The 11,225-nt window shown below is 47.6% G+C and carries 12 protein-coding genes; all 12 read left to right on the top strand.

Going from position 1 to position 11,225, the window contains the following annotated elements; genetic code table 11:
* The first annotated feature begins 11 nt into the window (after nucleotides 1-11).
* The 12 genes from FXV78_RS00245 to FXV78_RS00190 are packed head-to-tail and all read left to right on the top strand — an operon-like array spanning nucleotide 12 to nucleotide 11,225.
* The gene (locus FXV78_RS00245) at nucleotides 12-782 is read left to right on the top strand and encodes a sirohydrochlorin cobaltochelatase (protein WP_039960093.1); all 771 of its coding nucleotides are present in this window, start codon (nucleotides 12-14) and stop codon (nucleotides 780-782) included.
* Nucleotides 779-1,948 (top strand): cobalt-precorrin-5B (C(1))-methyltransferase CbiD, encoded by a 1,170-nt coding sequence (gene cbiD, locus FXV78_RS00240; protein ID WP_004844315.1) that lies wholly within the window; start codon nucleotides 779-781, stop codon nucleotides 1,946-1,948. Before FXV78_RS00245 ends, cbiD begins: the two co-directional genes overlap by 4 nt.
* Complete coding sequence (gene cobI, locus FXV78_RS00235) at nucleotides 1,945-2,691, top strand: precorrin-2 C(20)-methyltransferase (RefSeq protein WP_004844314.1); 747 nt, start codon at nucleotides 1,945-1,947, stop codon at nucleotides 2,689-2,691. The genes cbiD and cobI overlap by 4 nt, the downstream gene beginning before the upstream one ends.
* A gap of 19 nt (nucleotides 2,692-2,710) precedes the next feature.
* A complete protein-coding gene (gene cobM, locus FXV78_RS00230) occupies nucleotides 2,711-3,484 on the top strand; it encodes a precorrin-4 C(11)-methyltransferase (protein WP_004844313.1) in 774 nt (257 codons plus the stop codon).
* Nucleotides 3,477-4,208, top strand: a complete 732-nt coding sequence (gene cobJ / locus FXV78_RS00225) for a precorrin-3B C(17)-methyltransferase (RefSeq protein WP_004844312.1) — start codon at nucleotides 3,477-3,479, stop codon at nucleotides 4,206-4,208. Before cobM ends, cobJ begins: the two co-directional genes overlap by 8 nt.
* Nucleotides 4,201-5,418 carry a precorrin-6Y C5,15-methyltransferase (decarboxylating) subunit CbiT gene (cbiT, locus tag FXV78_RS00220; protein WP_004844311.1) on the top strand — a complete coding sequence of 406 codons (1,218 nt, stop codon included), beginning with the start codon at nucleotides 4,201-4,203 and terminating at the stop codon, nucleotides 5,416-5,418. Before cobJ ends, cbiT begins: the two co-directional genes overlap by 8 nt.
* Nucleotides 5,415-6,818: a cobyrinate a,c-diamide synthase gene (locus tag FXV78_RS00215; RefSeq protein WP_039960056.1), complete on the top strand. Its 1,404-nt coding sequence runs from the start codon at nucleotides 5,415-5,417 to the stop codon at nucleotides 6,816-6,818. The genes cbiT and FXV78_RS00215 overlap by 4 nt, the downstream gene beginning before the upstream one ends.
* Nucleotides 6,815-7,873, top strand: coding sequence for a nicotinate-nucleotide--dimethylbenzimidazole phosphoribosyltransferase (gene cobT, locus FXV78_RS00210; protein ID WP_004844309.1), 1,059 nt, complete (start codon nucleotides 6,815-6,817; stop codon nucleotides 7,871-7,873). Before FXV78_RS00215 ends, cobT begins: the two co-directional genes overlap by 4 nt.
* Nucleotides 7,870-8,634, top strand: coding sequence for an adenosylcobinamide-GDP ribazoletransferase (gene cobS / locus FXV78_RS00205; protein WP_004844308.1), 765 nt, complete (start codon nucleotides 7,870-7,872; stop codon nucleotides 8,632-8,634). The genes cobT and cobS overlap by 4 nt, the downstream gene beginning before the upstream one ends.
* Nucleotides 8,631-9,206 carry a histidine phosphatase family protein gene (locus FXV78_RS00200; protein ID WP_004844307.1) on the top strand — a complete coding sequence of 192 codons (576 nt, stop codon included), beginning with the start codon at nucleotides 8,631-8,633 and terminating at the stop codon, nucleotides 9,204-9,206. Before cobS ends, FXV78_RS00200 begins: the two co-directional genes overlap by 4 nt.
* Nucleotides 9,203-10,162: an adenosylcobinamide-phosphate synthase CbiB gene (gene cbiB / locus FXV78_RS00195; RefSeq protein WP_004844306.1), complete on the top strand. Its 960-nt coding sequence runs from the start codon at nucleotides 9,203-9,205 to the stop codon at nucleotides 10,160-10,162. Before FXV78_RS00200 ends, cbiB begins: the two co-directional genes overlap by 4 nt.
* Before the next feature lie 16 nt (nucleotides 10,163-10,178).
* On the top strand, nucleotides 10,179-11,225 hold the full coding sequence (locus FXV78_RS00190) for a pyridoxal phosphate-dependent aminotransferase (RefSeq protein WP_004844305.1): 1,047 nt from the start codon (nucleotides 10,179-10,181) through the stop codon (nucleotides 11,223-11,225).

The raw sequence follows: 11,225 nt of genomic DNA, 5'->3' as shown, positions 1-11,225 counted from the left end.
AAGGATTGAAAATGGAGAAAAAAGGAATTCTTGTGGTAAGCTTCGGAACCAGTCATCTGGATACGATGGCAAAAACAATACAGGTAATGGAAGAGCAGATTGCAGAAGCATTTCCCGGGTATACGGTATACCGGGCATTTACAAGTCAGATGATCTTGAACAAACTGGAACGGACAGAACATAAAAAGTATGATAATGTCCGTCAGGCACTGGAGCGTATGAAGCAGGACGGGATCACAAGGGTGATCGTTCAGCCGACACATATTATCAACGGCATTGAAAATGAAAAAATGCTGGAGGAGATTCAAAAACATGCGTCGTCTTTTGAAAAAGTCCTGGTGGGAAAACCACTTCTGTCTGAACCGGATGATTATAAAAAGACAGTGCATGCAGTGATGGAGGATGTGGATCTGGAAGAGGGCGAATGCCTGATCTTAATGGGACATGGAACAGATCACCATGCAAACAGTGCCTATCCGGCGTTGGAATATACACTTCAGGCATTGGGATATGACCGCATTCATGTGGCGACTGTAGAAGGCTTTCCAGAATTAAAAGACGTGATGCATCGGATTGAACAAAAGCAGTATCGTAAAGTGGCACTGCTGCCGTTTATGTTTGTGGCAGGAGATCATGCAAAAAATGACATGGCAGGAGATGAGGATTCCTGGAAATGTGAGCTGGAAGAAGCCGGATATGAAGTTCGTCCGATCTTAAGGGGACTTGGAGAACTTCCGGGAATCCGTCAGATTTTCATGGAGCATTTAGAGGAGGCACAATGACAGAACAGGCATTTGTGTGGAAAGATCAGAAAAAACTGAGAATGGGATATACCACCGGAAGCTGTGCTGCGGCTGCGGCAAAAGCAGCAGCCAGAATGCTGTTTTTGGGAGAAGAGATCCGTCAGGTTTCTCTGATGACACCAAAAGGGATCCGGCTGTATCTGGATGTGGAGGACATTTTGCGTATGAAAGACAAGGTACGCTGTGCGATCCGAAAGGATGCAGGGGACGATCCGGATGTGACGGATCAGATTCTGGTCTATGCAGAGGTTTCCAAAACAGAGGGAAAGCAGATCACACTGGATGGCGGCGTTGGTGTCGGACGTATTACCAGAAAAGGACTGGAGCAGGATATCGGCGATGCCGCGATCAATAAAGTTCCAAGAGCCATGATCCGTGAAGCAGTGGAAAAAGAGAAAGAGCGCGGCGGGTACACAGGCGGTCTTTCTGTGATCATTTCAATTCCTGACGGAGCAGAACTGGCAAAAAAAACATTCAACCCGAGGCTTGGTATCGAAGGAGGACTTTCTGTGCTTGGAACCACAGGCATTGTAGAGCCAATGAGTGAGAAAGCTCTGACAGATACGATTTTCCTGGAAATGAAGATGCTCAGAGAAAATGGAAACGAGTACTGTTATCTGGTACCGGGAAATTATGGAAGTGATTTTCTGAAAGAAGCACTTGGTTATGATGGAAATCTTGCGGTCAAGTGCAGCAATTACATCGGAGAATCCATTGATCATGCGGTGCGGCTCGGGATGAAAGGAATTCTGCTGATCGGACATGTGGGCAAACTGATCAAGGTGGCGGCAGGAGTGATGAATACGCACTCCAGACAGGCGGACTGCAGGATGGAAGTATTTGCTTCGCATACGGCGATGGCGGGGGCTGATCCTGAAACCGTAAAAAAAATTATGGAAAGTATTACAACAGCAGAAATGACAGAACTGCTTGAAAAAGAACAGCTGTTGGGACAGGTTATGGATTCTGTAATGAAACGGATCGCATTTTATCTGAAGCACAGAGGAGGGGAGTCTCTTCGTGTGGAAGCAATCGTGTTTTCGAATGAAAACGGGATATTAGGAGAGACTTCCGGTGCAGAAGAACTTTTGGAAATCATACGCGCAGAATCAGTGAAAGAGAAACGAACAGGAGAGAAAGAATGAGCGGAATATTTTACGGAGCAGGTGTAGGGCCGGGAGATCCCGAGCTTTTGACAGTAAAGGCACTGCGTGTCATGAAGCAGTGTCCGGTGATTGCAATCCCGGTATCGGATAAAAATTTTACAGAGGCGGCGTATGATCCGACAGGAACAGATCCTGCATATAAAAGTTATCTGGAAAAATGTGTTGCCTATCAGATTGCAGTGCAGGCAGATGCACAAATCGGGGAGAAAGCCAAGTTGTATCTGCCAATGCCGATGATGAAAGAAAAAGAACGGCTTCGTCAGGTACATGACGAGGGTGCAGAAAAAACAGCAGAGCTTCTGGAAAAAGGAATGGATGTGGTGTTTATCACGCTGGGAGATCCGACCGTGTACTCGACCTGTATGTATATTCACAAGAGAATTCGGAAACAGGGATATGAGACAAGGATCATACCGGGAGTTCCTTCCTTTTGTGCGGCAGCGGCAAGACTGGATCAGAGCCTTGTGGAGAACCAGGAAGAACTGCATGTCATCCCTGCGTCCTATGAGATTGAAGAAGGATTAAAGATGGCGGGAACAAAGGTGCTGATGAAGGCCGGGCGAAAGATTCCTTATGTCAAGCAGGTGATCAAAGAGCAGAACTTAAATCTGACGATGGTAGAAAACTGCGGCATGGAGAATGAGACAATCTACCATTCGGCAGAGGAGATTCCGGATGAGGCAAGTTATTATTCATTGTTTATTGTAAAAGAGAAAAAATAGCAGAAGGGGAGGAGACGAAATGATCGTATTTGTAGGAGCAGGACCGGGAGCGGAAGATCTGATCACAGTGCGGGGACAGCAGTATTTAAAAGAAGCGGACATTATCATTTATGCAGGGTCACTGGTAAATCCGGGTCTTTTGCAGGTAAAAAAAGAAGGCTGTGAAGTATATAACAGCGCCTATATGACGCTGGAAGAAGTTCTGGAAGTGATGTATGCAGGGGAAAAAGAAGGAAAACGGATCGTTCGGCTGCATACCGGGGATCCGTGTCTGTACGGAGCGATAAGAGAGCAGATGGATGCTTTGGAAGAGCGTCAGATTCCGTACGAAGTATGTCCGGGTGTCAGTTCTTTTTGCGGAGCAGCAGCAGCGCTACATGCAGAATATACACTGCCTGATATTTCCCAGTCTGTGGTGATTACAAGAATGGCAGGCAGAACGCCGGTTCCGGATAAAGAGTCCATCCGCAGCTTTGCGGCGCATCAGGCGACGATGGTGATTTTTCTGAGCACCGGAATGCTTGGAAAACTGCAGGAAGAGCTGATGGCAGGGGGATATCCGGCAGACACTCCGGCAGCGATCGTGTACAAGGCAACCTGGCCGGAGGAAAAAGTGCAGCGATGCATGGTCTCAGAACTGGAAAAAACAGCGGCAGACGCACAGGTGACAAAAACAGCCCTGATCGTGGTGGGAAGAATTCTGGAAGGAGAATATGAGAGATCACTTCTGTACCATCCGGAATTTACCACAGAATTTCGACAGGGAAAACAGGAGGAGCAGGCAGATGAATAGAGTGTATGTAGTCGGGATCGGTCCCGGAGCGGGAAAACAGATGACAGAAGAGGCGAGAGAAGTGCTGAATGCCTGCGATACAATCATCGGATATACGGTGTATGTAGATCTGGTGAAAGAGCAGTTTCCCGAGAAAGAATTTCTGACCACGCCGATGAAGCAGGAAGTGAAGCGGTGCAAGATGGCATTTGAGGAGGCCATGAAAGGGAAAAAAGTGGCGATGATCTGCAGCGGGGATGCCGGTGTGTATGGAATGGCTGGTTTGATGTATGAGGTCGGTGTCGAGTTTCCTAAGGCAGAGCTTGAGATTGTGCCGGGGATCACGGCGGCAATCGGCGGTGCAGCCGTGCTTGGAGCTCCGTTAATTCATGATTTTGCAGTCATCAGTTTAAGTGACCTGCTCACACCATGGGAGAAGATTGAAAAGAGAGTCAGGGCAGCAGCCATGGCAGATTTTGTGATCTGTCTTTACAATCCTTCCAGCAGAAAACGTCATGACTATCTGGAGAAGGCATGTAATATGATGCTGGAATACAAAGCAGAAGATACAATCTGCGGAATTGTCAGACAGATCGGAAGAGACGGGCAGGAGAGCCGGATCCTTACATTAAAGGAATTAAAAGACACAGAGGTGGATATGTTTACAACGGTGTTTATCGGAAATGAACAGACACAGGAAATGGATGGTCACATGGTGACACCGAGAGGATATCGGGATGTGTAAAGAGAAAAGAATCGTTTATCTGGCCGGGATCGGAATGGGAACGAAAGAGGGGATGACTGTCCAGGCAAAAGAGTCTTTAAAAGGCTGTGACTGTATGATTGGCGCAAAACGGCTTCTGGAAGAGGTATCCGATGCAGATTGTGTCTGCCATGCAGAATATCTGCCGGAAAAAATAGAAGAGTACCTTCGAAAGCATCCGCAGTTTTGCAGGATCGGGATTGTACTTTCCGGGGATGCAGGATTTTACAGCGGGGCAAAAAAACTGGAAGAAGTTCTAAATGGCAGTGAAGAACGGTATGAAATCCAAAGGATTCCGGGAATTTCGTCTGTTGTGTATTTTGCAGCTGCGCTACACACTTCCTGGGAGGATGCAGCCCTTGTCAGCCTCCATGGAAGATGGCAGAACTGGATTTATGAAGCAGAACATCATGCAAAAACTTTTCTGCTGTTGGGCGGAAGAAAAGAAAATCTGAAAGAGAAGCTTTTGTATTATGGGCTTGAAGACTTGACGGTACATATCGGAAAAAATTTTTCCTATCCGCAAGAGCAGATTTTTTCAAAAACGGTAAGCGAACTGACGGAGGAGGATGCAGAGGGGCTTTGCATTGTCTGTCTGGAAAATCCACATCCATCACAGAAGGTGTGCCGGCATTTGAAGGATGAAGCCTTTACAAGAGGAAACGTTCCTATGACGAAAGAAGAAGTGCGGACAATCTGTATCGCAAAGCTTGATCTGGAAAAAGATGCGGTTCTTTATGACGTTGGTGCGGGAACAGGTTCTGTTGCTGTTGAAGCAGCCTGCCAGGACGGCAGTATTCGAGTGTATGCTATTGAAAAGAATCCGGAAGGGATCGAGCTGATCCGTAAAAACGTGCAAAAATTGCGGACAGATAATGTGCAGATCGTGGAGGGAACAGCACCGGAAGCACTCAGGAAACTGGAACCGCCGACCCATGTATTTATCGGGGGAAGCAGCGGAAATCTGAGGGAAATCCTGCTGGCAGTTAAAAAGAAGAACCCGGATGTACAGATCGTACTGACAGCGATTTCTCTGGATACGATGGCGGAAGTAATGGAAGCAGTGGATGAAGGGCTTTTGCGGGAACCGGAAATTGTACAGATTACAGCGGCAAAAGCGAGAAAACTGGGACGTCATCACATGATGACAGGACAAAACCCGATCTATATTATTTCGGAGGGAGAAGCGTGAATATTCCAAGAATTTTAATTGCCGCACCGTCCAGCGGAAGCGGAAAAACGGTGATTTCCTGTGGGCTGATGGCAGCGTTTTGCAGACAGCAGAAAAATGTTGTTTCCTGTAAATGCGGACCGGATTATATTGATCCGATGTTTCACCGGGAGGTGCTCGGGATTGATTCTCAGAATCTGGATCTGTTTTTCTGCGAGAAAGAGCAGCTGACCGGGATTTTTGCAGAGCATGCCAAAAATGTCGATCTGGCAGTGGTAGAGGGTGTTATGGGATATTATGACGGTATGGGACTGGATACGGCAAAAGCAAGTTCCTATGATGTGGCAGCTGCCTTGCAGATACCGGTCGTGCTGGTGGTTTCAGCGAGAGGCTCCGCTCTGTCTCTGGCTGCTCTGGTGAAAGGGTTTCTGGAATTTAAAAAGGAGAGCCGGATTCGGGGAATTTTGTTAAACCGCGTATCGGCAATGTTGTATCCCCGTTTGAAAGAAATGCTGGAAAACGAGCTGAAAAAGGCAGGACATCCGATCAAGGTGCTCGGGTATATTCCGGAACATGAAGCGTTTCATCTAAAGAGCCGGCATCTTGGTCTGGTCACACCGGAGGAAATCAAACATCTGAAAGCACAGCTGGAGCAGGCAGGAGAGATCCTCTCAGAGACGGTAGATCTGGAAGGTCTCTATGAGTTGGCCAAAGAAGCACCGTCTCTGGAAATAAGCGTATCTGAGGATGAGGAGAAAGAAAATCCAAAGGTATCGATTGCGGTGGCAAGGGATGAGGCGTTTGGATTTTATTATAAAGACAATCTGAAACTGCTGGAAAGATATGGCTGCAATCTGGTGTATTTCAGCCCTATTCGAGATACCCACCTGCCAGAAGGAGTCAGCGGTCTTTTGTTAGGCGGCGGATATCCGGAATTATATGCCAGAGAATTAAGTGAAAACAAAACCATGCTTGCTAAAATCCGGGAAAGCATTCAAAATGGAATGCCCTGCCATGCGGAATGCGGCGGTTTTTTGTATCTTCATGAGAAGCTTGCGGATCCGAAAGGAAAACTCTGGAAGATGGCCGGCGTGATCAGAGGCGAGGCAGCGCCGAAGGAAAAACTGGTACGGTTTGGTTACATCAATCTGACAGGAGTGGTGGACGGTACGTTTTTGAAGCGAGGAGAGAGGATCCGCGGTCATGAATTCCACTACTGGGACAGTACAAATAATGGAACAGATGCAAAAGCGTTAAAACCGGACGGAAAGAGAAGCTGGGAATGCGTTCATATGCAGCAGAATCTGTTTGCGGGATTTCCGCATCTTTCCTATTCGTCCAATCCGGTATTTGCAGAAAGGTTCATGCGGGAAGCAATCAGATGGGAGCAGTCACAAAAAGAAGGAAGTGAAAGAAAATGACACTGGAAGAGTTGAAAAAAGAGATCAGACCTTTGGATGAAACAAGCATGGAACAGGCAAGAAAGCACTGGATAAAGATCGCAAAACCACTGTTTTCTCTGGGAAAGCTGGAGGATGCAGTGATACAGATGTCGGGGATCAAAGAGACCCCGGATTATGAGCTGAAGAAAAAGGCGCTGGTCATTATGTGCGCAGACAATGGAATCGTGGAGGAAGGGGTCACACAGACCGGGCAGGAAGTGACTGCCATGGTAGCGGACAATTTCACAAAATCCAGTACCAGCGTCTGTGCGATGAGCAAAGTGGCCGGGGTGGATCTCTTTCCAGTAGACATCGGAATGGCGGTGGATGTTCCGTCAGTGACAGTCAAGGAAGAAAAAGTTGCCTACGGAACACGTAATTTTTCAAAAGAACCTGCAATGACAAGAGAAGAGGTATGGCAGGCAATTGAAATCGGCATCCGAAAAGTGGAACAGCTCAAAGAACAGGGATATGAGATGATCGCTACGGGAGAGATGGGAATCGGTAACACGACGACCAGCAGTGCTGTTGCGTCGGTGCTGTTATCCGTTGCACCAGAACAGGTAACCGGGCGCGGGGCAGGCCTTAGCAGCGCAGGGCTTGAGAAAAAGATTTCTGTTATTAAGGATGCGATTGCAAACTATCAGCCGGACAAGGAAGATCCGGTGGATGTTCTTTCAAAAGTAGGAGGCCTGGATATTGCGGGTCTGACCGGTGTCTTTTTAGGAGGAGCTCTGTACCGCGTTCCGGTGGTGATCGACGGATTTATCTCTTCTGTAGCGGCTTTGTGTGCCGCGCGCATGGTGCCGGTTTCAAAGTCTTATTTTCTGCCTTCCCATGTATCCAAAGAACCGGCAGGAGCTATGCTGTTGGAGGCGTTGGAGCTTTCCCCGCTTTTGACTTGTAATATGAGTCTGGGAGAAGGGACCGGCGCAGTGGCAGTGATTCCGGTTCTGGAGATGGGGCTTTCGGTTTACCGGGAGATGACCACATTTGAAAAAGCAAAGATCGAACAATACGAGGTGTTAAAATGAGATTCTTTGAGTCTCTGGCAATCGGAGTTGCGATGTACTCGAAAATTCCGATGCCCCGGGTGGAATGGAATGAAAAAAATATGAAATATGCCATGTGCTTTTTCCCTCTGGTAGGAGTGGTGACAGGAATTCTGGAGGTCATCCTCGGAAATGCTCTTCTTGTGTATACGTCATGCGGAACGTTGTTTTTTGCAGGAGTGATGACACTGCTTCCGGTACTGGTCAACGGCGGAATCCACATGGACGGATTCCTGGACACGATGGATGCTCTGAATTCCTATGGAAGCAGAGAAAAGAAGCTGGAAATTTTAAAAGATTCCCGCACCGGAGCTTTCGCAGTGATCGGATTTGGACTATATCTTGTGGCAAGTCTGGCATTGTGGAGTGAAGCAAAATCAGAAATGCTCCCGGTGATCGGGGCAGGATATGTAATGTCACGTTCCCTTAGCGGACTCTCTGTGATGGTGTTCCCATCTGCGAAAAAAGACGGACTTGGACGAACCTTTCAGGAGCAAGCACACAGGAAACGGGTGGCAGTTGTGATGGTGTGCTGGTTTTTTGCGGCTTTGGCAGTGATGTTGATGACTTCTGTGCAGATGGGCGCGGCGGCTCTTTGCACCGCTCTTCTGGTATTCTGGTATTACCATCACATGGCAATGAAACAGTTTGGCGGGATGACAGGCGATCTGGCAGGATATTTTCTGCAGCTTGCCGAACTTCTGATACTGGCAGCAGTTATCGTGGCAGGAGGTGCATTATGAGAATCTGGCTGATCCGCCATTTTCAGACACAGGGAAATCTGGAAAGACGGTATATCGGACGAACAGATGAGCCCATCTTGCCGGGGCAGACAGGAAGTATCCTTTGTTGTCCGGAGAAGATCATCACAAGTCCAATGCTTCGCTGCAGACAGACAGCTAGGTTGTTGTTTCAAAAAGAGCCGGATCTGATCTGTGAAAATTTCCGGGAGAAGGATTTCGGGCGTTTTGAAGGAAAAAATTATGAAGAATTAAAAGACGATCCCGGATATCAGAGGTGGCTGGATTCCAATGGAACGATTCCTTTTCCGGAAGGAGAAGGACAGGAGACATTTTTTGAGCGAACACGCCTTGGATTTGAGCAGATGATGGAGCATCTGATGGATTTGCAGTGCCGGGAAGCAGCATTTGTCGTACACGGCGGTACGATCATGGCGGTTTTGTCAGCGTTTTCTCAAACGGGAGGAGAATTTTATGACTGGCAGGTCTCAAATGGCAGCGGATATTCTGCAATCGCAGAGGAGGGAAGCTGGAGACAGGGGAAAAAACAACTGACGGAGATAGAAAGATTATGAGAATATTACTTGCATGTATGACAGGATTTGGACTGGATTTGATCTTTGGCGATCCTTACTGGCTGTATCACCCGATAAGGCTGATCGGACATCTGATTTCTTTTTTGGAAAAACCGCTGCGAAGTGCGGCGGGAAAATCACCGAAAAAACAGATTGTGGCAGGGGGAATTCTGTGGCTCCTGGTGATTTTGATCAGTACCGGGATTCCATGTCTGATGCTGTGGGCGGCAGAGAAGATCCATCCGGCTGTTTCGTTTCTTCTGGAATGCTTCTGGTGTTACCAGATCCTGGCGGCACGTTCACTTTCTGTGGAGAGTAAGAAGGTATACCATGCTCTGAAAACACAGGATGTGGAGGGGGCAAGAAAAGCAGTTTCCATGATTGTAGGAAGAGATACCAAGTCGCTTACAGAAGAAGGGATTGCAAAGGCAGCAGTGGAAACTGTGGCAGAAAATACATCAGACGGTGTGACTGCGCCGCTGATGTTTCTGATGCTTGGCGGTGCACCGCTTGGATTCCTCTATAAAGCGGTCAATACGATGGATTCGATGCTGGGATATAAGAATGAAAAAAATCTCTATTTCGGGAGAGTGGCGGCAAAGATGGATGACGTGTTTAATTATCTGCCATCCAGAGTATCGGCAGTTCTGATGATCGCGGCGGCATTTCTGACAGGAATGGATGCAAAAAAGGCAGCGCAGATTTATAAAAGAGACCGGAGAAAGCATGCCAGTCCGAATTCTGCGCAGACGGAATCAGTCTGTGCAGGGGCGCTTCAGGTGCAGCTGGCAGGAGATGCATGGTATTTTGGTGTACTGCATAAAAAAGAGACGATCGGAGATCCGATCCGTCCTGTCGAGGCCGAAGACATCAAACGGGCAGGAAGGCTGATGTATGTGACAGCAGTGCTTACCCTGCTGTTTGCAGGAATGATCCGGTTCTGGTATTTCTGGTAAGAAAGGAGACAAAATCATGGAATATATGCATGGCGGAGATATTTATACTTATGAAAACGTGACGGACTACTCTGTCAACCTCAATCCTTTCGGACCAGGAGAAGAAGTGCTTTTGGCGATGGCGGAAAATCTGAAGCATGCAGGGGAGTATCCGGACAGCAAAAGCCGGAAACTCAGAAGTGCACTGGCAGAACATCTGCAGGTTCCCCAGGAATTTCTGATTTTTGGAAATGGAGCGGCAGAACTGATCTTTTTGCTGATCCATTCCCTTCGACCGAAAAAAGCGCTCCTGACGATCCCGTCTTTTGCAGAATATCACAGAGCGCTTCAGGCGGTGGACTGTGAATGTGTGTACTATCCGCTCAGTGAGAAACACGGGTTTGTGCCGCAAACGTCTTATCTGGAGTTTTTGAAAGAAGATGTGGATCTGCTCTTCTTATGTTCTCCGGATAATCCAAGCGGAGCGGTAATCCCAAAGGACTTTCTGCTTGAGATTTTAAAGACATGTGAAGAAAAAGGGATTCTCATGATTTTGGATGAGTGTTTTGTGGAATTTCTGTCAGAACCGCAAAAACAGACACTCTGCAGAGAATGCGAGAGAAGTAAAAATCTGATGATTCTGCAGGCCTTTACAAAGATTTCTGCGATTCCGGGAATCCGGCTCGGATACGGGATCACATCCAATTTGGAGCTGCTTGAAAAGATGGAAAGAAACCGGCAGCCCTGGAGCGTGTCCAGTGTGGCACAGGCAGCCGGGTGTGCGGCTTTAAAGGAAATGAAAAGATGGCAGGAAATGCGAAAATGGCTGGAAACTGAACGGGCATGGCTGGAAGAAAGTCTGACCCGGATTGGGGTGGAGTGGTTCCCTTCAAAAGTGAACTATCTGCTCTTAAAGAGTCCATATCCGCTGTTCTCTCTGCTGCTTCAGAAAAACATCCTGATTCGGGACTGCTCCAATTATGAGGGACTGGAAAAGGGGTATTACCGAATCGCGGTGAAACAGAGAACAGACAATGAAAAATTACTGAAAGCATTGGAATATATTTATGAAGGGGGAGAATGA

The sequence above is a fragment of the Mediterraneibacter gnavus ATCC 29149 genome (assembly GCF_008121495.1).
GTDB classification, from domain to species: Bacteria; Bacillota; Clostridia; order Lachnospirales; family Lachnospiraceae; genus Mediterraneibacter; species Mediterraneibacter gnavus.
Note: the sequence above shows the minus strand (reverse complement) of the source record. Positions and strands in the feature narration are given on the sequence as shown.

What these genes read in the sequence shown, in the direction of transcription:
- FXV78_RS00245 (WP_039960093.1), top strand. Translation starts at nt 12, where the DNA reads ATGGAGAAAAAAGGAATTCTTGTGGTAAGCTTCGGAACCAGTCATCTG.
- cbiD (WP_004844315.1), top strand. Translation starts at nt 779, where the DNA reads ATGACAGAACAGGCATTTGTGTGGAAAGATCAGAAAAAACTGAGAATG.
- cobI (WP_004844314.1), top strand. Translation starts at nt 1,945, where the DNA reads ATGAGCGGAATATTTTACGGAGCAGGTGTAGGGCCGGGAGATCCCGAG.
- cobM (WP_004844313.1), top strand. Translation starts at nt 2,711, where the DNA reads ATGATCGTATTTGTAGGAGCAGGACCGGGAGCGGAAGATCTGATCACA.
- cobJ (WP_004844312.1), top strand. Translation starts at nt 3,477, where the DNA reads ATGAATAGAGTGTATGTAGTCGGGATCGGTCCCGGAGCGGGAAAACAG.
- cbiT (WP_004844311.1), top strand. Translation starts at nt 4,201, where the DNA reads ATGTGTAAAGAGAAAAGAATCGTTTATCTGGCCGGGATCGGAATGGGA.
- cobT (WP_004844309.1), top strand. Translation starts at nt 6,815, where the DNA reads ATGACACTGGAAGAGTTGAAAAAAGAGATCAGACCTTTGGATGAAACA.
- cobS (WP_004844308.1), top strand. Translation starts at nt 7,870, where the DNA reads ATGAGATTCTTTGAGTCTCTGGCAATCGGAGTTGCGATGTACTCGAAA.
- FXV78_RS00200 (WP_004844307.1), top strand. Translation starts at nt 8,631, where the DNA reads ATGAGAATCTGGCTGATCCGCCATTTTCAGACACAGGGAAATCTGGAA.
- cbiB (WP_004844306.1), top strand. Translation starts at nt 9,203, where the DNA reads ATGAGAATATTACTTGCATGTATGACAGGATTTGGACTGGATTTGATC.
- FXV78_RS00190 (WP_004844305.1), top strand. Translation starts at nt 10,179, where the DNA reads ATGGAATATATGCATGGCGGAGATATTTATACTTATGAAAACGTGACG.